Annotated in this window: 21 protein-coding genes; 8 read left to right on the top strand and 13 right to left on the bottom strand. The window is 34.0% G+C overall.

Annotated features, from left to right (window positions below):
- Positions 1 to 97: 97 nt before the first annotated feature.
- Positions 98 to 1,492 (top strand): HlyD family secretion protein, encoded by a 1,395-nt coding sequence (locus QZ659_RS13450; RefSeq protein ID WP_291726344.1) that lies wholly within the window; start codon positions 98 to 100, stop codon positions 1,490 to 1,492.
- Positions 1,493 to 1,769: 277 nt separating this feature from the next.
- Here QZ659_RS13450 and QZ659_RS13455 read toward each other — a convergent pair whose 3' ends face one another.
- The 5 genes from QZ659_RS13455 to QZ659_RS13475 all read right to left on the bottom strand — a co-directional run bounded on the left by QZ659_RS13455 (position 1,770) and on the right by QZ659_RS13475 (position 8,722).
- Positions 1,770 to 2,468: a carboxypeptidase-like regulatory domain-containing protein gene (locus QZ659_RS13455; RefSeq protein WP_291726345.1), complete on the bottom strand. Its 699-nt coding sequence runs from the start codon at positions 2,466 to 2,468 to the stop codon at positions 1,770 to 1,772.
- Positions 2,469 to 2,601: 133 nt separating this feature from the next.
- Entirely contained in the window at positions 2,602 to 3,315 is a 714-nt protein-coding gene (locus tag QZ659_RS13460) for a TIGR02117 family protein (RefSeq protein WP_291726346.1), read from the bottom strand.
- A gap of 311 nt (positions 3,316 to 3,626) precedes the next feature.
- On the bottom strand, positions 3,627 to 6,902 hold the full coding sequence (locus QZ659_RS13465; RefSeq protein ID WP_291726347.1) for a VPS10 domain-containing protein: 3,276 nt from the start codon (positions 6,900 to 6,902) through the stop codon (positions 3,627 to 3,629).
- A gap of 339 nt (positions 6,903 to 7,241) precedes the next feature.
- On the bottom strand, positions 7,242 to 7,976 hold the full coding sequence (locus tag QZ659_RS13470) for a hypothetical protein (RefSeq protein WP_291726348.1): 735 nt from the start codon (positions 7,974 to 7,976) through the stop codon (positions 7,242 to 7,244).
- Between the two features lie 20 nt (positions 7,977 to 7,996).
- On the bottom strand, positions 7,997 to 8,722 hold the full coding sequence (locus QZ659_RS13475) for a hypothetical protein (RefSeq protein ID WP_291726349.1): 726 nt from the start codon (positions 8,720 to 8,722) through the stop codon (positions 7,997 to 7,999).
- A gap of 446 nt (positions 8,723 to 9,168) precedes the next feature.
- Between QZ659_RS13475 and QZ659_RS13480 the strand changes: the two genes are divergently transcribed.
- The gene (locus tag QZ659_RS13480; protein ID WP_291726350.1) at positions 9,169 to 13,014 is read left to right on the top strand and encodes a SpoIIE family protein phosphatase; all 3,846 of its coding nucleotides are present in this window, start codon (positions 9,169 to 9,171) and stop codon (positions 13,012 to 13,014) included.
- 118 nt (positions 13,015 to 13,132) lie between these two features.
- On the top strand, positions 13,133 to 15,301 hold the full coding sequence (gene recG, locus QZ659_RS13485) for an ATP-dependent DNA helicase RecG (RefSeq protein WP_291726351.1): 2,169 nt from the start codon (positions 13,133 to 13,135) through the stop codon (positions 15,299 to 15,301).
- Positions 15,302 to 15,344: 43 nt separating this feature from the next.
- On the opposite strand, the gene QZ659_RS13490 is transcribed toward recG, so the two are convergent.
- The gene (locus QZ659_RS13490; RefSeq protein WP_291726352.1) at positions 15,345 to 15,665 is read right to left on the bottom strand and encodes a barstar family protein; all 321 of its coding nucleotides are present in this window, start codon (positions 15,663 to 15,665) and stop codon (positions 15,345 to 15,347) included.
- A gap of 65 nt (positions 15,666 to 15,730) precedes the next feature.
- Between QZ659_RS13490 and QZ659_RS13495 the strand changes: the two genes are divergently transcribed.
- The 3 genes from QZ659_RS13495 (at position 15,731) to QZ659_RS13505 (ending at position 17,345) form a co-directional block, all read left to right on the top strand.
- Entirely contained in the window at positions 15,731 to 16,126 is a 396-nt protein-coding gene (locus QZ659_RS13495; RefSeq protein ID WP_291726353.1) for a hypothetical protein, read from the top strand.
- Positions 16,127 to 16,202: 76 nt separating this feature from the next.
- The gene (locus tag QZ659_RS13500) at positions 16,203 to 16,601 is read left to right on the top strand and encodes an acyl-CoA thioesterase (protein ID WP_291726354.1); all 399 of its coding nucleotides are present in this window, start codon (positions 16,203 to 16,205) and stop codon (positions 16,599 to 16,601) included.
- Positions 16,602 to 16,610: 9 nt separating this feature from the next.
- Positions 16,611 to 17,345, top strand: a complete 735-nt coding sequence (locus QZ659_RS13505; protein ID WP_291726355.1) for a diphthine--ammonia ligase — start codon at positions 16,611 to 16,613, stop codon at positions 17,343 to 17,345.
- 132 nt (positions 17,346 to 17,477) lie between these two features.
- Here the strand turns inward: QZ659_RS13505 and QZ659_RS13510 are convergent, their stop codons facing one another.
- From QZ659_RS13510 to QZ659_RS13525, 4 genes are all read right to left on the bottom strand, one after another.
- A complete protein-coding gene (locus tag QZ659_RS13510; RefSeq protein ID WP_291726356.1) occupies positions 17,478 to 18,773 on the bottom strand; it encodes an adenylosuccinate synthase in 1,296 nt (431 codons plus the stop codon).
- A 125-nt stretch (positions 18,774 to 18,898) separates the two neighbouring features.
- Positions 18,899 to 19,237: an STAS domain-containing protein gene (locus tag QZ659_RS13515; RefSeq protein WP_291726357.1), complete on the bottom strand. Its 339-nt coding sequence runs from the start codon at positions 19,235 to 19,237 to the stop codon at positions 18,899 to 18,901.
- 87 nt (positions 19,238 to 19,324) lie between these two features.
- Positions 19,325 to 19,825, bottom strand: coding sequence for a Fur family transcriptional regulator (locus QZ659_RS13520; protein ID WP_291726358.1), 501 nt, complete (start codon positions 19,823 to 19,825; stop codon positions 19,325 to 19,327).
- Between the two features lie 499 nt (positions 19,826 to 20,324).
- Positions 20,325 to 20,771: a hypothetical protein gene (locus QZ659_RS13525; RefSeq protein ID WP_291726359.1), complete on the bottom strand. Its 447-nt coding sequence runs from the start codon at positions 20,769 to 20,771 to the stop codon at positions 20,325 to 20,327.
- A 193-nt stretch (positions 20,772 to 20,964) separates the two neighbouring features.
- Between QZ659_RS13525 and QZ659_RS13530 the strand changes: the two genes are divergently transcribed.
- Positions 20,965 to 21,474: a DUF4385 domain-containing protein gene (locus tag QZ659_RS13530; protein ID WP_291726360.1), complete on the top strand. Its 510-nt coding sequence runs from the start codon at positions 20,965 to 20,967 to the stop codon at positions 21,472 to 21,474.
- Positions 21,475 to 21,480: 6 nt separating this feature from the next.
- Here QZ659_RS13530 and QZ659_RS13535 read toward each other — a convergent pair whose 3' ends face one another.
- Positions 21,481 to 21,990 (bottom strand): hypothetical protein, encoded by a 510-nt coding sequence (locus QZ659_RS13535; protein WP_291726361.1) that lies wholly within the window; start codon positions 21,988 to 21,990, stop codon positions 21,481 to 21,483.
- Positions 21,991 to 22,081: 91 nt separating this feature from the next.
- On the opposite strand from QZ659_RS13535, the gene QZ659_RS13540 reads away from it, so the two are divergent.
- Positions 22,082 to 22,453, top strand: a complete 372-nt coding sequence (locus QZ659_RS13540; protein ID WP_291726362.1) for a hypothetical protein — start codon at positions 22,082 to 22,084, stop codon at positions 22,451 to 22,453.
- Between the two features lie 67 nt (positions 22,454 to 22,520).
- Here QZ659_RS13540 and atpC read toward each other — a convergent pair whose 3' ends face one another.
- Both atpC and atpD read right to left on the bottom strand, forming a co-directional pair.
- Positions 22,521 to 22,790: an ATP synthase F1 subunit epsilon gene (gene atpC / locus QZ659_RS13545; protein ID WP_291726363.1), complete on the bottom strand. Its 270-nt coding sequence runs from the start codon at positions 22,788 to 22,790 to the stop codon at positions 22,521 to 22,523.
- Between the two features lie 70 nt (positions 22,791 to 22,860).
- The gene (atpD, locus tag QZ659_RS13550; protein ID WP_291726364.1) at positions 22,861 to 24,363 is read right to left on the bottom strand and encodes a F0F1 ATP synthase subunit beta; all 1,503 of its coding nucleotides are present in this window, start codon (positions 24,361 to 24,363) and stop codon (positions 22,861 to 22,863) included.
- Positions 24,364 to 24,567: the final 204 nt, after the last annotated feature.

Here is a 24,567-nt window from a genome sequence, read left to right on the forward strand (position 1 = left end):
AGGTAGAAACAAATTTGAAGCAAAATTATTATATTTGATAGTAATACTTTTATAATTTGTTTTTGTCAGAATATACAAAACGGCACTATTAAAAACTATGTTAGGAATTTCAAAAAACAGAATACCAGCAGGAGATAGATTATTTGAAGATTTTTATGTTTTCGAACTTCTTCAAACACCTCGCTATGGCAAAATAGTGGCATATTGGTCGTTAGGAATTTTTATTGCAGGTATTGCCTTTCTTTTTCTGCCTTGGCAGCAAAATATTGCAGGCTTTGGGCAGCTTACAGCCTTGCGTCCAGAAGACAGACCTCAAAAAGTTTATCCAGTGATAGGAGGTAGAATAGAAGCGTGGCATGTGCAAGAAGGACAGTTTGTTCATGCAGGAGATACAATTGCACGTATTTCAGAAATTAAAGATTATTATTTCGACCCCAACTTGACAGACCGAATGGTTAATCAGATTGATGCACAGGGGCAAGCTATCAATTCCTTAGAAGCTAAAGCAGCTGCACTAGACCAACAAATTGCTGCTGATAGAGCTGCAATGGAACTAGAAGTCAATCAAGCAAAAAATAAAGTGGAGCAGTTGCGATATAAAATCACAATAGATAGTGCTGACTTGGTAGCTATCGAAACACAGTATGAGAATGCTCAAAGGCAATATCAACGTGAGCAGGAACTCTTTGAAAGAGGTCTTACTTCCAAAACGGATTTAGAAAACAAAGAAATCAAGGCAAAGGAAATGACTGCAAAGCTCAATTCAGCACAAAATAAACTTGCCACTACAAGAAATGAGTATCTCAATACAGTGTTGCAGGTTTCTTCAAAACGTGCAGCTTATATGAGTAAAATTTCAAAGGCAATTTCAGATAAAAGCTCAACACTAGCGTATGTCAATGAAAATGAACAGAAACTTACCAAACTTGAAAACGAACTTACCAATGTAGAAGTACGTCAATCCAACTATATTATTCGTGCGCCACAGTCGGGCTATGTTGTCAAGTCATTACTTACAGGAATTGGAGAAATTGTTAAGGAAGGACAAGCACTTGTTACCATTATGCCAGAAGACCCACAACTTGCCGTAGAACTTTATGTTTCTGCAAATGATGTTCCTTTGCTTCAGCGTGGTACGCATGTTCGTTTACAATTTGACGGTTGGCCTTCTTTGGTTTTCTCTGGCTGGGAATCGGCAACAGTAGGTACATTTGGAGGAAAAATAGCCGTTATTGATTATATCAATACAAAAAATAAATATCGTGTTTTAGTAGTTCCAGATACACAGGGAGAAGAAGAATGGCCTGCTGCCTTACGTGTAGGTAGTGGTGTATATGGCTGGGCAATGCTCAATGAAGTGCCAATTTGGTATGAATTATGGCGACAACTCAATGCCTTTCCTCCTTTGCCTGTTGAGGGAAGTGATTATGAAAATAAAGCAGAAAAAGATAAAGTAGAACAGTTAGAGTATGACTCTAAGTTGAAGAGGTAAACGAATGGATAATTAATAAAGTTGTTTTAAGACCTGAAAGCGAGCGAAGCTAATGTATTTTCTCAACCGTAAACGAGGTTTAGAACCGTCGTTTAGGGAAAGCCTCGTTGACAACTGCATTTTAAGCCTCAACGACGGTTATTTTTTCATTCTTAAACAAATTTAAAGTTAGATACATCTATTCATAAACTACTTCAGCATTAAAAAAAATGCTTTCCTAGATTTATTCTAAGAAAGCATTTTTAGTTTTTGACCTTATAAAAGTAATAGAATATTACTAATTTCCTCCACTACTTCCACCTGTTGTAGTTCGCAAAGGTTTTTTGTAGTCTTTATTGCGTATAGATTTTATAAAGTTTGCCCACGCAAACGGATTGAGAAGAGGGACTGTTGGAGCAAAGAATTTATTATTTCTTGCATTTAGGTTTTGTTGCATCAAATATCTATAATTTGAGTTTGCTCCCATAGGCATATTGGCAGCCATCCGATTGAGACGTTCATTACTCAAGTTTTCTTTCATCTGTTCTACCAGTGGGTCAGAAGTATCCATTGCCAAGACCATATCTTTAAATTCAGCAGCATTAGAATAAGGTAAAATAACAACTTCGTTTAGAAGCTGAACATCTTGTTTTAAGTCTATAAAAACGGAATAGATAGGCTCTCCACGCTTAGGGATTACGATTTGAGAGCTCTTATAGCCCACAGCACTTACCATAACGGTGTCGCCCTCCATAGCTGCCATTGTAAAATAACCCAAAGCATTTGTTACCGTACCTCTCCCAGCTCTAGGAATATAAATATGAACTCCTGCCACACCATACGAACTATCTCCCTCTACTACAATTCCAGAAAAACGCACCATTTGGGTTTCTCCTTGCCCAAAAGAAAAGGATGAGAAATAAGTTGTGATAGCAAATACAAATAGAAAGGCAAAAATATATTTGATACAGTATTTAGTAATTTTTTCAGAAGCCATAGATGTATATTAGTTAGTGATTATTTTTTATTTTAATGATATGTTCTTTTTTAATAGCACTACTAATATAAGAGATTTGTATGTCTTTTTGTTGGAAGACTTCAAATTTTTAGGGTTTTTAGTAGATGTCCCCTTACTCAAGATGATACAAAACTGTATGTGCTAGTGGTGCAAAAAGTGCTGTTTTCTGCTTTGCATTCTTTAAGCCTTCGTTTGTCCAGCTATTGCAAGTATAAAACAGATGATAACTTCCTTCAGCTTCAAAAAAGTAGTCAGAATTGTAATACCCTTTTTGTGGCAAGCGAACAAACCTTTTGTTTGCAGAAGCATCTTCAACAGTTCGGAAACTTTCTTCAATATGTTGCAATAGAGCTTCATATTCTTCTTTTTTTAACGTTATTTTTTTGCAGTTTTTATCTTCTCTTAGTTTGTTTTTATAAAATTCTAGGTGCATCAGCGTTTTTGAAGGTAAAAAAATAGCATTTATACAAGTAGCCACAGAAGGGAAATTATTGTTATATGATTCATTGTAGAAATTTTTGTCGCCCCAACCCACAGAAAGCCACTGATAGTCGTGTTCAAAATAAGTATTTGCAGCAGAATCTTTTTTCAGCGTTTTGAAAAAGTCTAATTCTTTCCTAATAGGCACAACAATATCTGTATGAAAACCATTTGAAGTGATGTAGATGGGTATTTTTTCTTCTACACTATTTTGAGTAGAACTGGTATTGACTTTCCAAATATAGCCTCCTACTACGATACACAACAAATAAAAACAGAAACTAAAAAAGATAAATTGTACAAAAAGACGTAAAAAAGACAATAGATAATTTTTCTTATGGCTCATTTTTTCAAATTAAAAAGTAATTGCTTAATTTTTATGAAGTAGATGCTGTTATTTTGAAAATCCATAAAAAAATAGAAGGTAGTTTTAACTTTTTCTTTAAGTCTATTATTAATTGAGCGCAACCGTTATCATAAAACGGTTGCGCTCAATGTTTTTTCTAAAAATAGTTTATACCAATATGAAAACTATTTTGTCCTTTTATTTTTGTCAGTCTGCTCTATGAGGCTGACCTCAAATAAATCAAGGTCAGCTTCGTAGGGTAGTACTGATGTGATTTTTAGGTGTAGTTTAGTTTTTATTTTGGTATTAGATTAATCAATAAAATGAATATTGCTAGGTGTATATGGCGCACCATATTCTTTTAGCTTTTTACGAAAAGCGTCAAATTTATTGTTAATTAAATCTTTTGCTTGTTCATACACACGAGGAAATTCTTCTTTTGCTATGGCAAGCGTATTTTTGTGTGTTTGGGTTGGCGCACCAGTAGAATGTGATTGCTCATAGACCAAATAACCCACACGATTAGAAATAGATGGAGGTGTTCCTTTATCCAACTGGTTGGCAATTCTGTCACCATTTAGTTGGAGTCGTATAGCTTGCATTTCTTGTTCTAATGCTTTTAGCTCTTTCATCAAATCGCCGTGTTTGGTTGGCGTATGTTTTACAGCTTCTTTCATATAACGAAGTTCATTAGAAAGTTCTGAAAGCGAATTTTGTACGCTACTTACTTTTCCAGATAATTCGTTTACTTCCTGCTGAAATTTCGCCAAAGCCTGACGGTCTTCTGCTGGCATGACTGTATTATTTAATGGAATTACCTCAAATGAAACAGACTCTGAAAGCTGTGTTTCTTCATCGTTTGCAATTTTAGAAAGCGTTACTGTATATTTTCCTGTTGGAACAAAAGCACCTAAATTTTCACTTCCAAATGGATTGTAAAAAGGAGCTTTTCTAAAGCTAATTGGTTCTTGTGAAGCATAACGCAAATCCCAGTTCATACGATGTAATCCTGCTGTTGGAGAAGTAAATAATTTGCGAACAATTTTATTTTGAGCATCAGTAATCGTAAATACTAACTGTGGACTCATTTCTTCGCTTTCCTCCTTCAAAGTTTCATACGATGGGTACGGATTATTTTTTCCAGCATCTTCTAATTTTTTTGCTTCAGCTTTACGCTTGTCTTCTTTACTCTGGATGCCTTCTTTCAAGTACCACGTAAAAATAGCTTCTGAACCTAAATTATCTCCTATATAAAAGTTATCTCCTTGAAAAGATTTACTTGGTAAGCCCAACGGATAAGAAGTTTCGAATTGAAGAGCATCACGAACAGCAAACAAAGTTGCCTTTTGGTCTAATTTCTGACTAACTTCTCTCAAACTTGAATAATCATCCAAAACATAAAAACCTCTTCCAAACGTAGCCAAAACAAGGTCGTTATGTTCTTCTTGAATCGCAATATCACGCACAGCAATTGTAGGCAAACCTGCTTTTAGCTGCTTCCATCCTTTACCTTGATTATCAGAGAAAAATACGCCAAATTCAGTTCCTACAAAGAGTAAGTTTTTATCGATGTGGTCTTCTTCGATAGCATACGTCGAACCTTTTTCTGGTAGATTTCCATTTATTAAAGACCAAGTAGTTCCTTTGTCTTTACTTATAGCTATGTATGGCTTAAAATCTCCATTTTTGTGATTATTAAAACATGCATAAACTACATTTTCATCATGCTTAGAAGCAAAAACAGCATTTACATAGGTCTTTTCTGGAACATTTGGAAAACTTCCTACTTTACGCCAGTTTTTGCCACCATCTTCTGTAATCTGAATCAGTCCATCGTCTGTACCGACGTATAATAAATTTTCATTTTTTGGAGATTCTGAAAAGGCGACAATTGTTCCGTAAGGCGAAGTAGATTGATTTTTCATTACAGCGTCAATTCCCCAAATTCTACCCATTACTGGCAGTTCGTTTCGATTTAGGTTTCTTGTAAGGTCATCACTGATTACTTCCCAACTATTTCCTCTGTCATCACTTTTGAATAATTTATTGGCTGCAAAATACACACGTCCAGATTTATGTCTGCTTACAGCTAAAGGAGTATCCCAGTTCCAACGATAACTATCTTCTCCTTTTCTTTCTTTGGGTTGAATTCCCTTCTCCTCGCCACTCATTTTGTCGTAACGAACCAAATTGCCATATTGCGACTGTGCATAGACAATATTTGGATTTTCTGGGTCAATTTGAGATTCAAAACCATCGCCACCATGTGTAATAAACCAATCAAAGTTATTTGGACCATTGCCACTTACTGTTCTTGAAGGGCCTCCTAAGCTAAAATTATCCTGTGTTCCTCCATAAATATTGTAGAACGGTTTTGCATTATCGACAGCAACTTTATAAAACTGTGTAACAGGCAAATTAGGTTTGAATGTCCAATGTTTTCCAGCGTCCCAAGATTCATATACTCCTCCATCATTTCCAGAAAGCAAGTGTTTGTTATTGGTTGGATTAATCCAAATTACGTGGTTGTCAATGTGTTTAAAATCTTCGCCAACGTAATCCATCGTTTTGCCTCCATCAGTTGTTACACGCATCCAGTTATTCATCACATATACTTTATCAGCCTCTACTGGGTCAGCAAAAATTTCTTGATAATAATTTCCACTTGTTGAATAACTATTTCTTTTTTCCCAAGAAGCACCTCTATTGGTAGAGATAAAAAAACCTCCTTTATCTTCTGCTGCTTCTACAATAGCATAAATATATTCTGGGTTGGCTGGTGAAATTGCTAAACCGATTCGTCCTAACATCACATTTGGCAATCCTTTTTGGATTTTTGTCCACGTTTTGCCTCCATCTTCTGACTTATGAAGACCAGAGCCAGCTCCTCCTCCAATGTAAGTAAATACGTGTCTTCTTCTTTGAAAGGTTGAAGCATACAAAACTTCTGGATTTCTAGGGTCTATCACAACATCGTTTACGCCTGTGTGTTCATCTACTGTCAAGACGGCATTCCATGTTTTTCCACCGTCTTCAGATTTGTACAAGCCTCGCTCTCCTCCACTACTCCAAAGAGGACCAATAGCAGCCACATAAACAATGTTTGAATTTGTTGGATGGACAATTATTTTTCCAATATGTTCAGAGGTTTTTAAACCTACATGTTCCCAACTATTTCCTCCATCCATAGATTTATAGACACCATCTCCATAAGAAACGCTGCGTTGATTGTTGTTTTCGCCTGTTCCTACCCACACGATGTTAGCATTATTTGGGTCAAGGGTAATACAGCCGATAGAATAACTTCCTTGTCCGTCAAAAATAGGCTCAAATGTATTCCCAGAATTAATTGTTTTCCAAACGCCTCCAGCGGCCGTAGCAACATAATATTCATTAAAATTATTAGGGTTTACGGCAATATCTGCAATTCGCCCAGAAGTGAGAGCTGGACCTAGGCTTCTAAACTTGAGCCCAGAAAGGCTTGTTTTTTCTAATGTTGATTTGTTGGTGTTATCGTCTTTATTTCCTCTTTGTGCAACGACTTGTAATGACAAAAAGGTCAATAGTAGTAAGAGAGTGTGTTTCATAACTTGTGTAGTAATAATTGGTGTACTCGTTTGTGTTTGTTTAAAAAAAACTTGTAGAGTAAAGTTAATGAAAAATATTATCAATAGAATTGGGCGTGTTTTTCTCTTGAAAGACTAGTTTATGTATTTTAATTATCGAAGTTAATAGAGAAAAAATAAATTATTTACAGTCTGCTCTAGCGAGACTGACTAATAGACCAAGGTCAGACCGATAGGGCAGTACCAACAAAAAACTATATTAGCTCTGCTCGCTTTTAGGTCTTAAACAACTTTATCTAGGTTCTTGACGATTTTCTGTTAAGAAATGGTTTTGGTGTTCTGTTACTATTAAAGTCTTCTTCATTCCTTTCTAATTAATGCTATTTTTAATAATCTATCTATTGGGGAAATTTGATACACCATTATGTATATCTGATAAAGTATAAAGCCAATGATAAGCATAGTAAACTCTGTTGATGTTTTTGATTGCGTGAACAGATAGATGGCAATTAAAGATTGAATACTCCGAATTGAAGTAGCGATAAGCATTTTTATCCAAGATGGAGAACGTTCTGTTTGAATGTCTAGAAATAACATTTCTGCCAGCCTTTTTCCAACACTGCCATTTTTTAAAATTATATCCCTAATAAGGAATAGAAATAAACCTATATAATACTCAGGAGGTTCAATATCAAATATTACAAAAATAAAAATACTCAAAAAACCTCCAGCAAAATAACAGAGTACAAGGTCGTAGAGTACAGATAGAGCACGCATTTCATAACTTACTTTTTTTAATTCTGTCTCTTCTATCTCTATAATTTTTTTAGTGTTTTTTTTACGTTTTGATTTGGGTACAACCACAGGAGTTTTTCTGATAATGGTTGTTTTTTTAGGAAATGCATAGAGTGTTTGTGATTGATTACAATGTCTATTGCCCATATACTCCCAGCTTTCTTTCAAAAAAGCTGATTTACATTCAGCACAAAAAACAATCTCGTTACCAATAGAAAAGCTATCTCCAGTAATAGGGTCTTGACGTTTTTCTGCTAAGAAATGAGTTTGGTTTTCTGTAATGATTAAGGTATTTTTCATTTTTCTCTTTTTTAGTCTAGCTATTTTATTGGTATCCATTTGGTGCATTTATCACTTTCCATCAAACGAATATTTAGTATTTCATCTGAAATAGGATTTTTATCTGTTATCAGGTAAAGAAAGTATATCAGATTATAGAGAAAGCCAATGAAAAATAAGAGTATTCCCAACAATAACATACCTAGAGTAAAAGTAAAATAAACTAAAGCTATATTTGGAAGCCAGTAAACAGCGTTACGAAATCCCACACGTATCAAAAGAATACGATGGTTCAACCTTGCTGTTTTATAAAACTCTAAGCCTAGAAGTCTTTTTCCTATGCTGGCTCTACCGAATGTCACATCTCTGAACATCATAAAAATAAAAAAGATTGTGTAAGACCAAAAGGGAGGTAAAGGATAAAATAGATTTGCTGTAAAAGAAATAATAGCAGTAAGAGCAACGCTGATTAGTCCATCAAAAAAGAAGGCTAAAAAGCGAGAGCCAATGTCTGCTGATGGTGCAAATTTATCTACAACTTTTTCTAAATTCAAAGGAGACGAACTAGGAAACAAACTAAGAGTAAGGTTTTGATTACAATGCCTTTCTTTCATATACTCCCAACTTTCTTTCAAAAAAGCTGATTTACATCCAGCACAAAAAACAATCTCATCTCCAATGGAAAAGCTATCTCCAGTAATAGGGTCTTTACGATTTTCTGTTAAGAAATGGTTTTGGTATTCTGTAATGATTAAGGTATTTTTCATTGGTATATTTTTCTAATGTGCTTAATTCATTGTTTTACGTTAAAATATGTGTTTTTGTTGATTGAGAAAGGTGTTATAATAGATTGGTAAATTTTGGAGGTGTGTTTGAATAGTGCAATAAATTATGATAATCTTTAGATGTTGTGTAGAGCCAAATTAGTATATTTTTAATTTAGCAAATGCTTTACTTTTTAAGCAAAAAAAGTTATTATTGCATATTCCCATAGAATTCCCTCTTACTACAAGAAGACTTACCCAGACAAACTAAACGTTCTTTCAAAACTTAATAAAAGGTTAAGCTAGATAATAATTTGTTTAGTTTTATTTTACTTTTTTGTATGAAAATAAAGTATATTTTCCTAATAGTATTTCCACTATTTTTACTTCTACTACAAAATTCTTTTTGCCAAAATTTTGGTGATTCGTCTTTTGTTTTTATTCCAAATATGGGTAGTCCTTTGGTGCGTAATTTTGGACAAGAGGAGCATGGAGGAGCATCACAAAACTGGGCTATCACACAAACTCCCAATAATATTATTTATGTTGGTAATAATGGAGGAGTGTTAGAATTTGACGGTGTGAGTTGGAATAGATACAGAACAGCAAATCAGTCCACAGTCAAATCATTGGCAACTGATAGCTATGGGAGGGTTTTTGTAGGAGCTAAAGGAGAGCTTGGAGTACTAAAACCTGATTCTACAAATACTCTACACTACGTGTCGCTAATGGATAAAATTCCAAAAGAGGTACAAAACTTTACAGATGTTTGGCAGACTTTTGTTGTCAAAGATAAAATATATTTTCGTACAAAGGAGCATATATTTATTTTCACAAATAAAGAAACAAAATTGGAGTTTTTCAAATTTGTTTCATCGGAAAAAAACTTTCATACAGCTTTCTTAACCAATAACACGTTTTATGTTCGTGATATGGCAACAGGTCTTTGCACCTTCAACCAAAATTATGAATTAGAGCCTGTTGCAGAAAACACTGATAATACTAATGTATATGGAGTATTGTCAGATACTCCAAGCAGTATTCTGGTACTTTCTCGTCCAGAAGGAATATACAAAATACAGAATAAAACTACTATCCCCATTTCTTTTTCTTCCTCAGAAACACTTAATAAATACAAAGGATATTGTTCTGTGATGTTGCCAAATAAAAACATTGCTATCGGCACACTTCGAAATGGTATTTATATTACAGATTTTAATGGTAATGTAAAACTTCATCTGAGTAAGGAAAATATATTAGAAAGCAATACGATTTATGACATTTTCTTAGACAATAAGAACAATCTTTGGGCTGCTACGGACAACGGTATTGCCTGTGTGTATCTGTCTATACCATATTCTACAATAGGAGAAAAACAAGGAGTATTTGGAAGAGGACTAAATACAGCCTATTCTTCTGCTTTTAATAGAATTTATATAGGAACTACTTTTGGAGTGTATCATAATGACTTTCCTGTCAAGATAGACCCTGTTACTGGAAAACAGAAGTCATTTTCAATATTAGCAGGAACAGAAGGCTATGCTTTAGATGTGCTTAACCAAAACAAAGCGTTGTACTATGGACATAATCTAGGGATATTTAAAGTAGTAGATACATCTGCTTACAATTTATTGGTATTGGATAAAAGATCACAAGCTACTTGGGCTGTGCGTTCCACTACTTCTGAAATAGAAAATATAGATTCTCTACAACTACTTGCAGTTTATTCTAAACAGATAGCTCTACTTACAAAATCTGAACATAAATCAGAATTTGAAGACGCTTTAGTGTGGAATGAAAAAATATATTCCAATTTTGAAGAACCTATACGCCACATAGTAGAAAATAAAGGATATTGGTGGGCAAGAAATAGTAGAAAAGGAGTATTTAGATTGAAGTTTTCTGAAAATTATGATAGTTTGTTGGAAGTGAAAATATATGGAGTTGAGGAAGGAGTACCGTCTTTAGAAGAAACATCTATTTATAAAATTCAAGATAAAATAGTACTTACTTTTGAAGATAAGGTATATAGTTACGATGCTTCTCAAGATAAATTTGTCATAGATAAAAAATTGAACTCTCTGTTAGAAGGGCAAAATATCACAGATTTATATCAAGATAGAGAAGGAAATATATGGTACAGAAAAAAAGGAGAAAAAGAAGTTTTGTGGAACGAATCTGGAAAGTATAGAAAACAGAGTGATTTTATGGCAGGGTTAAAAACCTATAACGAACTCAACGGAATGGCTGTATTGCCAAAACATAAAATAGCCATAGGTATAGATGAAGGCGTAGTTTTTATAGATACAAAACAAAAGTTTCTTACAAAACAAAAACCTAATGTATTTGTAAGAAGAATAGATTTTTTAGGAGAAACAGATTCCTTGCTATTTGGTGGTGTTTTCTTTGATTCAGATAGCATTGCCATCGGAAAACAGCCTAAAAGCCAAATATTACAACTTTCTGCTGATATTAATGCTCTGCGTTTTTCATTTGCTAGTCCGTCTATGCCTTTTTCTAAAATGACACAATATCGTTATAAATTGGAAGGATTAGATGAAAAATGGTCTGCTTGGACAGACAAAACTCAAAAGGAATATACTAACCTCTCCGACAAGAAATACATATTTAAAGTGCAAGCTAAAAATCTATGGGGAGCAGAGAGTGAAGAAGTAACATATCAGTTTGAAATATTTTCTCCTTGGTATAAAACATGGTGGGCATATGCAGCATATACGATATTAGCTATCTTAATAATTTGGGCAATCGTAAAACTTAACACTAAAAGGCTGGAAAGAGAGAAGAGAAAGCTAGAAGAAATCGTTGAAGTAAGAACAGCAGAAGTGGTTCAGCAAAAGGAGGAGTTGCAAATGCAAGCTGATAATTTAGCACAAGCTAATGTAGCTATCAATAATCAGAAAGAAGAACTAGAACAACAAGCAGAAAATCTTTTCTTAGCCAATACAGCTATTAATCAGCAGAAAGAAGAAATAGAAAAATCGTATCAAAATGTACGTACTCTTAGCCAAATAGGACAGAAAATAACCAATATTTTAGATGTCAAGACACTCATACAAACGGTATATGAAAATATAAATACACTTATGCCAGCAGATGGATTTGGAATAGGAGTTTTGAATAAAGAAGCTGGTAGAATAGATTTTGAGGGCTTCATAGAAAATAACGAAACACTACCTGCCCATGCTGACAGTCTCAAAGACGATACTAAACTATCTGTGAGAAGCCTAAAAAATAATCAGAGACTGATAATAAATGACTTACAATCACAGTATAAAGAATATTTTGATAACGCATTAGAAGAAGTAGAAGTAGGAAATCTACCTTATTCCTTAGTGTATTTACCCTTGCATTTAGAAGGAGAAACAGTAGGAGTTTTGACAGTACAGAGTATGGAAACACACACATACTCTTCACTAGAGTTAGACATGTTAGACACCTTAGGAGCATATACTGCTATTGCACTAAATAATATTAAGGCATATCAGATTATTGAAAATAAAAATACCAATATCACAGATTCTATTCGCTATGCTCAAACCATACAACAAGCTGTTCTTCCTATCAAAACCGAACTTCAAGATTACTTTGAAGATCATTTTGTAATCTTCAGACCCAAAGACATTGTAAGTGGAGACTTTTATTGGGCTACACAAACAAAAGATAAAACCTTTATTGCTGTGGTGGACTGTACAGGACATGGCGTACCTGGAGCTTTTATGTCTATGCTCGGACATGCGTTTTTAAATGAAGCTGTATCACAACAACACCTTACAGACCCTGCTTCTATTTTAGAATGGTTACACAAGGAAATCAGAACATCACTACGTCAAGACCAAAAAGTGAATGCAGATGGAATGGATATTTCCCTTTGTGTGATAGATAGAAATATATCTGCTAGTGGAGATATTAAAGTTATGTATTGTGGAGCAAAACGTCCTTTATTTTATGTTCTTCCTACTAATGATTTGCAAGTTGTGAAAGGAAATAGACGCTCTATTGGTGGTTATTCAAGAAAGAAAAGATACCAAAACTTTAGTAGTCAAGAGCTAATTTTACCTAAAGAAACCATGTTGTATTTATACTCCGATGGTTATCCAGACCAATCTGATGAAAATGGAGTGAAGTTAGGTACAAATAAAATATTAGAGTATTTGCCTACCCTTGCAGCACTAGAAACTGAACTACAAAAACAAGCATTAACAAAACTATTAGATAATCATCAGAAAACTATTTCACAAAGAGATGATATTACCTTTTTAGGAATTAGACTTTAATAATCAACAATTTTGGTTATTCTATTGGAGACTAAAAGTAAGTCTAACAAAATTAGCAATATGTCTTGTTTTTCTACTTTAATTTGCTATTTTTGTAAAGCACTATCTTTTTAAAGTATTGGAAAAAAACACCCAAAATATAGCGTCAAACGAGGAAAAAAACACAGAAACTACTGCACCAAAATTTATTAAGAAGACTGTTTTTGATACAAAAATAGAGTTTCTGAAAGGTGTGGGTGGACTGCGTGCCGAAGTGTTGATGAAAGAACTGAATATCCGAACGTTTGGAGATTTGCTAATGCACTTACCTTTTCGCTATGAAGACCGTACACAATTTCAAAAAATTGGTCTGATTTCAGAAGAAGACAAAGCTGTACAACTAAAAGGACGGCTAAGAAATATAAATCTTTGGGGAGAAGGACGAAAAAAACGACTAGAAGCTATTTTAGAAGACGCTTCTGGTGAGGTAAAATTGGTTTGGTTTCGTGGAGCAAATTGGGTAGCTAAAAAATTGAAAGAAGGACACGAATACATCGCCTACGGTCGCCCAAATATGTATGGTAGAAATTTTAGCATTGCTCATCCAGAAGTAGAACTCTATATTCCAACAGAAAAAGAAAAGCTATATTTGCAGCCTGTCTATCATACCACAGAAAAAATGAAGGCAAAGGGAATGGATAGCCGTGGCCTTTCAAACTTGATGCAAAATCTTATCCGTCAAGTACATAAAGAAATTGAGGAAACTCTTCCAGCTTCCATTATAGAAAGAAATAATTTATTAGACAGAAGGAGAGCCATTGTTCATATTCATTTTCCAAAAAATACGAAGTGGCTAGAATCAGCTAGAAACAGACTAAAATTCGAAGAGCTATTTTTTATTCAGCTTCAACTTCTTCAACTAAAACTGGTCAGGACAGATAAAAATAAGGGTTTAGTTTTTGAAAAAACGCCAACCTTATCCAAATTTTTTAAAGAGCATTTGCCTTTTGAACTTACTGGCGCACAAAAACGAGTAATTAAGGAAATTCATCAAGACGTACAGTCGGGCAGCCAAATGAACCGACTTTTACAGGGAGATGTAGGAAGTGGAAAAACGATTGTTTCATTTCTGATTATGCTGATGGGAATAGACTATGAAGCGCAAAGCTGTCTTATGGCACCGACAGAAATTTTGGCACAACAACACTATGAAGGTTTAAAAGGATTTTGTGATGCACTAGGGCTGAGAATAGATATTCTGACAGGCTCAACTAAAACAAGAGCAAGGCGAGATATTTTAGAAAATCTACAACTTGGTAGAACGCATATTATTGTCGGAACACATGCACTTTTGGAAGACCGAGTGCAGTTTAAAAAACTGGGAATTTGTGTGATAGACGAACAACACCGTTTTGGAGTAGCACAGCGAGCTAAATTATGGCAAAAAAATGAAGGCTTTTTTCCTCATGTGTTGGTAATGACAGCCACACCAATTCCAAGAACACTTGCCATGACTTTATATGGAGACTTAGATGTTTCGATTATTGATGAGCTTCCAGCAGGACGAAAACCTATCAAAACGGTTCATAAATACGATGCACACCGTTTGCGTGTTTTTGGTTTTATGCAAAGTCAGATTGATTTGGGAAGACAGATTTATATTGTCTATCCACTTATTGAAGAATCTGAAACGCTAGATTATAAAAATTTGGAAGATGGTTATGAAAGTATTAGCCGTGCTTTTCCGAATGTTCCTGTCAGTATTGTTCATGGAAAGATGCGTCCATCAGATAAGGATTTTGAAATGCAGCGTTTTGCGAATAACGAAACCAAAATTTTAGTTGCCACAACAGTTATCGAAGTGGGGGTAAATGTTCCGAATGCGTCGGTAATGGTTATTGAGAATGCAGAGCGTTTTGGACTTTCACAGCTTCATCAGTTGCGTGGACGTGTGGGGCGTGGTAGCGAACAGTCGTATTGTGTTCTGATGAGTGGTTATAAATTGAGTAAAGAAGGTAAAAAGCGTTTGGAAGTAATGACCAGAACTGTTAATGGTTTTGAGATTGCCGATGAAGATTTAAAACTCCGTGGTGCTGGCGATATTGCAGGTACGCAGCAGAGTGGAACAGTAGATTTGAAAGTAGCAGATTTGGCAAGAGATGGCGAGATTCTGAAAATAGCGAGAGAAGTAGCCAAAGAAGTCTTGGAAAATGACCCAAAATTAGAAAAAGAAGAAAATCAGCCTTTAGTAGTCAGTTTAGAAAAAATACAGAAAGCACAAACAATTAATTGGAGTAGGATTTCTTAATTAAGGATGCTTGATAATTCACTTTTTATCATAATTCAAATTATCAATCTAGTAAAATCAAATTTATAGGAGGTACATCATCTGTTATTTTATATCGACTATTTACTGACTGTATAGCTATAAAAAAATGATTTATAACTAACGCATTGTCATAAGGCATAGAGTAGATAGTCAAATTTAAAACTTCTTCTTTTTTAAGAATAACCTTTGTCATCCCATCCTCTGGGTATCTTAAACTAGTCAAACAATCTATGAGTGCATTTACATTCTTTCCATAAAAATCTGGAAAACCAAACTTCTTCTTTAAAGAATTATGCATAGATTCTAAATCATTAATTTTTGAAAAATCTATTTCTAAATTCATAATTGTATCAAAATAAAAATTTACATAATTCCTAACATTCAAATCGTTACATAAATTTAATAAAAATGGAGATATTCAAACTAGGAAACTATAATTTTGGGATAGAAAAAAATGAGCTAGTATTAGATATTGAAAGAAAATCAGAGAAAATCTATGTTAGCGATATAGAAATACGAGGTAATGAAGCTGTATTTGAAAACTTATTAGAAGATGATGATTTCGAATGTAGCTGGAGTTTGTACCCACCTTATTTCTATGCTAGGCAAGTCAAACTAGACACAAATGACTCTTTAAGGATAAATGAAGACAATATCGATGACTATGATGTGGGTATTTATTTGATGGAGCATTTTGATGTAGATATAGTTATAAAAATAGATGAAGGTTACTTGAGTATTGATGGAATAGCTATAATTGACAATCAAGAATATACTATGAGGACACAGTGTAAACTCATATAAAAAAACACAAAAAGATTTATTTTCATAGATACTATGACTAATATTGTGTCAAATTATTTTACTCAATAAAAAATCTATGAAGCCAACACAAGAAGAAATCCAACATCTCATTGCAAAGTCTAAAACCAGTATTTTTAAAGCTGTTTTTCCCAACACAACCAATCATTACGACACGCTTTTTGGAGGAACAGCAATGCAACTGATGGACGAGGTAGCATTCATAACAGCTACTCGTTTTACACGTAAAAAAGTCGTAACCGTTTCTTCTGACCGAATAGATTTTAAAGTGCCTATTCCTGCTGGAACAATCATCGAACTCGTCGGAGTGGTTTCAAGAGTAGGAAATACAAGTCTTGATGTAACAGTTGAAATTTATATTGAAGAGATGTATTCAGAAAAGCGAGAACAAGCCATTACAGGAAGTTTTAGCTTTGTTGCGTTAGATGAAAACAAAAAACCAACACCTATTTTTTAATCTCAAATTATGTCAGAAAATAAAAATAACCTTCCTAAAGCTGCCTTTTTTTGGAGTGGAGGAAAAGATTCAGCTTACTGTCTTCAAAAAGTATTGCAAGAACAAAAATATGAAGTTGTTTATCTTATCACAACACTAAGTTTGCCGTACAGAAGAGTTACGATGCACGGCATAAAGGAGGAGCTTTTAGAAAAACAAGCTCAAGTGATTGGTATTCCATTGCTCAAATTTTTCTTATCAGAAGGGACGAACCAAGAATATGAAGCTGAGATGAATAAAGTTCTTCAAAAGCTAAAAAACGAAGGCATAGAAACTGTTATTTTTGGAGATATTTTCTTAGAAGATTTGAGAGAATACAGAGAAAATCAGCTTAAAGATACAGGTATAAAAGCCGTTTTTCCCCTTTGGAAAATGGATACTAATTTTTTGGTAAATGATTTTATTGAGCAAGGTTTTGAATCGGTTACTTGTTGTGTGAGTGATGCTTTTTTAGATGAATCTTTTGTGGGGAGAAAAATTGATAGTTCATTTTTGGACAAATTACCAAAAGAAGTAGATGCTTGTGGTGAAAATGGGGAGTTTCATTCTTTTTGTAATTATGCCCCTTATTTTTCTGAAAAAATAGAGATAACCGTTGGTGAAAAACTCTACAAACCTCTCACTATCAAGACAGAAGAAAAGTGTGATTTGCCAAGTGAGAATGAGGTAAAAGGATTTTGGTTTGCTGAATTAGGTATGAAATAAATAGGATTGAGTTTTATGTAGTAATAAGGCTTGCCTTATTCAAAAAACGATGATATTGGTCATTGCTAGAGATACCAACAACGAATAGAAGGGTAAAAGTAGGGACAATGCATGCATTGTCCCTATAAAAATTTAAACAGTTTGCAGTTCATTTCTCATCAGCGTAGCATTTCTTTCAGGACCAAAAGAAACTAATGTGATTTCTGCTCCTACATTTTCTTCTATAAACTTGATATAGGCTTGAAGATTTTTTGGAAGCTGTTCAAAAGATGTAATGCCTTCTGCAATTTCCTCCCAACCTTCAAACGTTTTATAGATAGGCTCTATGTTCTGTGTTACAAGGTCATGAGGAAGTCTGTCTGTTATTGTTCCGTCTTCTAGTTTGTAATGTGTACACACTTTTATCTCATCAAAAGGAGTCAAGACATCTGTTTTCATCATGAAAAGCTGCGTAACACCATTTATCATAACAGCATAATTTAGAGCAGGCAAATCTAACCAACCACAACGGCGAGGTCTGCCAGTAGTTGCGCCAAATTCTCCTCCAAATTTACGAAGTGCTTCTCCTGTTTCATCTTCTAATTCTGTTGGAAAAGGTCCGCTACCCACTCTTGTACAGTAGGCTTTAAAAATTCCGAATACTTCTTTTACTTTGCTTGGCGCAACACCTAATCCTGTACAAGCTCCAGCAGATACTGTATTCGAACTGGTTACGAATGGATAAGAACCAAAGTCGATATCTAAAAGTGTTCCTTGTGCGCCCTCTGCCAATACTTTTTTGTTTGCTTTGATGGCATCGTCGATGAAATACTCGCTTTCAATCATTTTGAAATCTTTCAAAAACTCAATTGCCTCAAAAAAAGTGTTTTCAATATCAGCAAAGTCAGAAGGTAAGTCGTTTTCTTCTGGATTCAGATTATTTAATTTTTCCAAATGTTTTGCTTTTATGGCTTCGTATCGTTCTTTAAAATTAGGATATAAAGCATCTCCCAAGCGAAGTCCAGAACGACCAATTTTATCCTGATACGTTGGACTAATTCCTTTTAACGTTGAGCCAATTTTGTTATTACCTTTTGCTTTTTCTTGTGCTGCATCCAAAATTCGATGGGTTGGTAAGATAAGTTGAGCCTTTTTAGAAAAGAACAACGATTTTTTTACGTCGACATCTAATTTTTGTAGAGCTTCAATTTCTTTTTTCAAGATTACGGCATCCAACACTACACCATTTCCTACTACATTCTGAATCGTAGGGCGAAAAATTCCAGATGGAATTTGATGCAAAACGTGTTTGAGACCATCAAAAAAAAGTGTGTGTCCAGCATTCGGTCCTCCTTGAAAGCGAGCCACTACATCGTATTTAGGAGCTAAAAAATCGACAATTTTTCCTTTTCCTTCATCGCCCCACTGTAAGCCAAGTAGAATATCCATTCCTTTATATATGATTGAGAATTTGAAATTAAGAACTGAAAATGAGATTAGACAAGACTACCAACATTTCCATTTTCTCAAAAAAACTCTTCTATAACTGCGTACAGAAGAGTTTTTTATATTGATTAATTAAATAGTTTTATAGCTTCTTCTTCTGTTGTTGCAACAGAGAAAATATTATTGAGTTTCGTAATGACGAGCAGCTTTTTTGCTTGTTCGGAAGGCTTCAAAAGAACCAAATCACCCCCTGCATTTCTAAAACGAGTAAGCAAGCGAATAAGGAAGCTAAGTCCTGTACTGTTCATATAACCTACTTTGGAAATATCAACAACACAAGAAGTAATTTTTTCTTCAATTTGTTCTTTGACAACTTCTAAAACTTCGTTTTCCTTATTTGCACCCAATAAATCACCTTCTAATTCTAAGAAGAGAATTTTTTCTTTAACTGTGTGTGTAAAATTCATTTGAATAGTTATTAGTTATTAATGATAAATTATTAATTATTAGTTGAATGATGATTAAAAAAAATATTAATCGCTTATCACTAATAATTAACCATTCGTGTTAAGTTGTTTTTCTTTTTGCTCGTTTTCGTGATTTGTCTTTGCTTGGCAATCTGCACAAACACCATATAAATTCAGAGAATGGTGCATTACTTTAAAGTTGAGCAGTTCGCCTACCATTGTTTGAATATTATGAATACGAGGGTCGCAAAACTCAATTACTTTATGGCAGTCTGTACAAATTAAATGGTCGTGCTGACGGTAGCCATAACATTTTTCATATTGTGCCATGTTTTTTCCAAACTGATGCTTACTGACCAAATCACAATCAACAAGCAAATCTAGTGTATTATAAACAGTAGCACGACTAACCCTATAATTTTTGTTTTTCATACTGATATAGAGCGATTCTACATCAAAATGACCTCCTCTTGTGTAAATTTCTTCTAAGATAGCAAAACGTTCTGGTGTTTTGCGTAATGATTTGTTTTCTAAATAGGCTGTAAATATTTTCTTGACTTCGCTATAAATTTCTTCGTTGAGTGGCATAAATTCAATTAAAAATTAACAATTAAAAGTTACAAATAAGCTAACGTATCAATTACCAACTAAGTTTTTTTATCTCTATCCTTAAACTTTTGCTTTCTTCTATTTTATACAAATATAAAAAAAATTAAGGTAAAGTTTAATGTAGAAGTTTTTGAGCTAGCCAAAGTAATTAAGCGTTGATTAGAAGCTAATCTAAAACAGCTTTTTCAAAATGATAATCTTGATTTAACCCAAAGCTAGGTGTAGAAAACTTTGTGCAGTTGTCGTAGGTTTAATAAATCTTATTACTGTTATTTTGTATGCGTCAGACATACTGTACAGACATATAGAAAAATTTGATTTTAATTGTTCTGTACCATAGGTCTGACTGATTAAAATAGTTCTTGAGAAACTAACCATGATAAACATCAATGTTAGAAGTAAACAAGACTCAGAACTTTTGAATACTAGATAGAAAAGAGAGTATTAAATAGCCTATAAATTCAACTGTTTCAGCCGTTTATTTAGAAAAACTTATCAAGTAAACGATATTTATGCCAATATTTGAATCTATCAACTCCATTTTCATCGAAGAACGAGTAATAGACTTTACAGTAAGAATCCTTTGTAAAGATGTACCTCTATTGAATATAACCTCGTTCTTATTCTCAGCATTAATTTCCCATTTCTCAAGATTAAATAAATAATTTAGTAAATTGGTATAATCAGCATTATTATTAACTTGACAAGTTCCATCTACTTCGAAAACAAAGTTTGTATTGGTCACATCAACATTTTCCTTATCATTAAATGCTGGTACAGTTACAACATAACTATCAACATTCCATCTTCCTTCTAAATCTGAGTTAGTTAATATGATTTCCTCTTGATTTTCTTTTTTACAAGAAAATAACAGTAATCCTAAAAAAATAAATAATGTGATTGAGGTAAATATTTGCTTTTGCATTTTCATGGTTTTATTAATTTAAAAATAGTCTATACATAAATGCTTATTATTTGTGATAAGATTTATTCTTTCATTTAGTTAGATACTAAAATACTACAAAAAAATAATTTTTATACTTACAGAGCAAGAAAAAAGGTATAGGATAGTCTAAAACAACAACCTTTGGTTTTATGTTTTATTAAATATATTTGAAATGAAATATTTATCTATGAAAAAATTTGACTATTCTCTCAATTATAAAGAACTTGATTTGCGAAAAAATCCAGAACTCTATGCAGTTGGAAAAGGCGAACAAGGTGTTTTGCTTGTAGAACCCTACAAGTCTGAAATATTACCTTACTGGAGATTCAAAAATCCAGAAATTGCTAAAAAATCTTCTGAAAAAATATATGAACTTTTTTTAGAGTATCTTGAAAAAAATGATTTTATAGGAGCAGATATGGCTCGTAAATTTCTGCAAATGGGTTATACTCGTTCAAGAAGATATGCCAACTACAAAGGAGGTAGAAAATACAAAGGAGCAGTTCCAGATGACAAAAAAGGGCAAAGTGGTTCACACGGCAGACCACAGTTAGAACGCCAACAAGAAGACCCCATAAAAGCAGAATCTGCTAGAATTTTTAAAGAAAAATGGTTTCTAGCCAAAGAAAATGAAGAGTATTTAAAACAAAAAGCAGCTTTTCAAGAGAAATATAGTAAGTAAACACTTTTACATATATATGTTGTTTGTTGTTTCAATCATCATATAAATTAGAAAGAGTAGTCTGAATGACCATAAAATAGTACGAAACCAGTTTCTACGAACCAACTTTTTCATTTTTTCTTTGTCGTATCCTGTTTTCTCATTTCCTAATTTTCCATGTAGAGGGACAAAAATCCAAGCTGTCAGAATCCAAAGTGAGATAGTTAGAGACAAAGCAATAAACGAATAAGAATAAAAATTCCCCATTCTCATCGCCATATTTTCGCTTATGTTATCTGTACTGAGCATATAATCTATTCCATGACCTTCCCAAACGAGCAAAATAGAAAGACCAAGTTCTAAAAGCATCGGCAAAATGACTATTTTTCCTGTTTGTAGAGTATGAAAAGTATGAAAGTGATGAAATTCCTGTTTCCCCACCTTTTGAAAAATGGGATAATGAACTACTTGGACAAACCAAATCAGTCCTACCAAAAAAGAAGTAACAATCAGATTAGAAAGTAAAATAAGAAGCATAAGTAAATGATAAAAAATATAAAGATGCAACCAACACGCTAGAAAAGCATCTTGATTATAAAACTATTTCAGTTCAAATAATATAATTTCTATGAAAATTGTTAAGGTAATTTTTGCTTCTGCTATTTGTTTTTTCTGTCTTACATTACTTCCACATCTTGGTTTTGCTCAATTAGACAAAGAAGCTTGTAAAGAAATTTTGAGTAGTTTGGATGTCGATGAACTTAGGCAAGTGTCTATCATCACTCACGTTCTGACAACAGATTCTAGTGTACACAAACCTAATATATGTTTGCTTTCGCCTTTGCTCAAATTTGAATTTAGAGAGAGTTACTTGATTGTGGAGAATGATAGAATGAGCAAAACATCAACTTATCTTCCCTACAACAAAATAAAGTTTATCACTATATCAGAGCGAGGCTTTAATAACAAAAAAGTAGTAGAGATTCATTTGATGGACTAAATCAAAAAACCATTTCATTCATTTTTTGAATAAAATGGTTTATATATTTTTACTAGAAAGGAATTACTTACTTAACAAATTCATCTTTACTGGTAGATTCAGCCAAAATAATAACATGATTATTAAGCACTTCAATTACGCCACCACTAATGTTGTAAAAAACTTCTTTTCCTTCTTGTGTACGTATTTTTACTTTTCCTTCTTGTAGTGAACTAACAAGAGCAGAGTGATTGTCCAATATTTCGAAAGAACCTTTAGCCTCCGAACCGGGCACTAAAACACCTGTCGCTTGTCCTGAAAATACTTTATCGTCTGGAGTAATAATTTCCAAAAACATAGTTTTTTATATTTAATTCCAAACCTTAAGGGTCTTCAAGACCCTTAGGGTTTAAACTTTTAATTTATGATTAGGCGTTCGCTTCTTTAAGAAGTTTTTCACCTGCTTCAATTACTTGTTCGATTGTACCTTTCAAAAGGAATGCTTTTTCTGGGTAGTGGTCTAACTCACCATCCATAATCATATTAAATCCACGAATAGTATCTTTAATATCAACTAGCTCCCCTTGAAGACCTGTAAATTGCTCTGCTACGTGGAACGGCTGAGACAAGAAACGCTGAACACGTCTTGCACGAGAAACGACTAATTTATCTTCCTCTGAAAGCTCGTCCATACCCAAGATAGCAATAATATCTTGAAGCTCGTTATAACGCTGAAGCATATTCTTCACACGTTGTGCTGTATCATAATGCTCGTCTCCTACGATTTCTGAACTCAAAATACGTGAAGTAGAGTCTAATGGGTCAACGGCAGGATAGATACCAAGCTCTGAAATCTTACGAGAAAGTACAGTAGTTGCATCCAAGTGAGAGAAAGTAGTTGCAGGAGCTGGGTCAGTCAAGTCATCAGCAGGTACATAAACAGCTTGTACTGATGTAATTGAACCACGCTTTGTAGAAGTAATACGCTCTTGCATCACACCCATTTCAGTAGCAAGTGTTGGCTGATAACCTACGGCAGAAGGCATACGACCTAAAAGGGCTGATACTTCTGAACCTGCTTGTGTAAAACGGAAAATGTTATCAATAAAGAAAAGAATATCACGTCCTTTTCCTTGTCCGTCTCCATCACGATAATACTCTGCGATTGTAAGACCAGAAAGAGCAACTCTTGCACGTGCGCCAGGAGGCTCATTCATCTGACCGAAAACGAAAGTTGCTTTAGAGTCTTTCATTTTCTCTTGATCAACTTTTGTCAAATCCCATCCACCTTCTTCCATAGAGTGCAAGAAGTCTTTACCATAATCTACGATACCAGATTCCAACATCTCACGAAGAAGGTCATTTCCTTCACGAGTACGCTCACCTACACCTGCAAATACAGAAAGACCAGAGTAGGCTTTCGCAATGTTGTTGATAAGCTCTTGGATAAGTACTGTTTTTCCTACACCTGCACCACCAAACAAACCAATTTTACCACCTTTTGAATATGGCTCTAAAAGGTCAATTACTTTGATACCTGTAAAAAGTACTTCTGTTGAAGTAGAAAGGTTTTCAAAAGTAGGAGGGTCACGGTGAATAGGAAGTTTTTGTTCTCCTTTAGGCTGAGGAATACCGTCGATAGCCTCACCTACTACGTTGAACAAACGTCCTTTAATATCTTCTCCAACAGGCATCGCAATCGGCTGACCTGTATTGGTAACTGTCATTCCACGTCTAAGACCTTCTGTACCTTCCATAGAGATAGTACGAACACGGTCTTCGCCTAAGTGTTGCTGACATTCTAGTACGACGAGTGTACCGTCTTCTTTTGTTACTTCAAGAGCATCTAAGATATGAGGTAAAGAACCATCTACGAAACTCACGTCCACTACTGGACCAATTACTTGAACGATTTTGCCTGTTGTTGCCATATTTATTTAATTACGAAATGAATATTCAGCGAAGCTAATTACGAATTAATAATTACTGAATAATTATAATCGCAACTCATTTTATGATGAAATCAATTAAACGTTTTATTTCTTAATGACTTCCAAAGATTATTAGAAGCCTATTTAATTTAACTGCAAAAGTAGTGTTTATTATTCGCAACTCAAAAGATTTAAGTAAAAAAG

It is taken from the genome of Bernardetia sp., from assembly GCF_020630935.1.
GTDB lineage: Bacteria > Bacteroidota > Bacteroidia > Cytophagales > Bernardetiaceae > Bernardetia.

Coding starts and splice junctions, on each gene's coding strand:
- QZ659_RS13505 (WP_291726355.1), top strand. CDS start 16,611: ATGTCAGAAAATAAAAATAACCTTCCTAAAGCTGCCTTTTTTTGGAGT.
- QZ659_RS13460 (WP_291726346.1), bottom strand. CDS start 3,315: ATGAGCCATAAGAAAAATTATCTATTGTCTTTTTTACGTCTTTTTGTA.
- QZ659_RS13470 (WP_291726348.1), bottom strand. CDS start 7,976: ATGAAAAATACCTTAATCATTACAGAAAACCAAACTCATTTCTTAGCA.
- QZ659_RS13450 (WP_291726344.1), top strand. CDS start 98: ATGTTAGGAATTTCAAAAAACAGAATACCAGCAGGAGATAGATTATTT.
- QZ659_RS13475 (WP_291726349.1), bottom strand. CDS start 8,722: ATGAAAAATACCTTAATCATTACAGAATACCAAAACCATTTCTTAACA.
- QZ659_RS13515 (WP_291726357.1), bottom strand. CDS start 19,237: ATGAATTTTACACACACAGTTAAAGAAAAAATTCTCTTCTTAGAATTA.
- QZ659_RS13495 (WP_291726353.1), top strand. CDS start 15,731: ATGGAGATATTCAAACTAGGAAACTATAATTTTGGGATAGAAAAAAAT.
- QZ659_RS13455 (WP_291726345.1), bottom strand. CDS start 2,468: ATGGCTTCTGAAAAAATTACTAAATACTGTATCAAATATATTTTTGCC.
- atpD (WP_291726364.1), bottom strand. CDS start 24,363: ATGGCAACAACAGGCAAAATCGTTCAAGTAATTGGTCCAGTAGTGGAC.
- atpC (WP_291726363.1), bottom strand. CDS start 22,790: ATGTTTTTGGAAATTATTACTCCAGACGATAAAGTATTTTCAGGACAA.
- QZ659_RS13490 (WP_291726352.1), bottom strand. CDS start 15,665: ATGAATTTAGAAATAGATTTTTCAAAAATTAATGATTTAGAATCTATG.
- QZ659_RS13535 (WP_291726361.1), bottom strand. CDS start 21,990: ATGCTTCTTATTTTACTTTCTAATCTGATTGTTACTTCTTTTTTGGTA.
- QZ659_RS13530 (WP_291726360.1), top strand. CDS start 20,965: ATGAAATATTTATCTATGAAAAAATTTGACTATTCTCTCAATTATAAA.
- QZ659_RS13540 (WP_291726362.1), top strand. CDS start 22,082: ATGAAAATTGTTAAGGTAATTTTTGCTTCTGCTATTTGTTTTTTCTGT.
- QZ659_RS13520 (WP_291726358.1), bottom strand. CDS start 19,825: ATGCCACTCAACGAAGAAATTTATAGCGAAGTCAAGAAAATATTTACA.
- QZ659_RS13525 (WP_291726359.1), bottom strand. CDS start 20,771: ATGCAAAAGCAAATATTTACCTCAATCACATTATTTATTTTTTTAGGA.
- QZ659_RS13465 (WP_291726347.1), bottom strand. CDS start 6,902: ATGAAACACACTCTCTTACTACTATTGACCTTTTTGTCATTACAAGTC.
- QZ659_RS13500 (WP_291726354.1), top strand. CDS start 16,203: ATGAAGCCAACACAAGAAGAAATCCAACATCTCATTGCAAAGTCTAAA.
- QZ659_RS13480 (WP_291726350.1), top strand. CDS start 9,169: ATGGGTAGTCCTTTGGTGCGTAATTTTGGACAAGAGGAGCATGGAGGA.
- QZ659_RS13510 (WP_291726356.1), bottom strand. CDS start 18,773: ATGGATATTCTACTTGGCTTACAGTGGGGCGATGAAGGAAAAGGAAAA.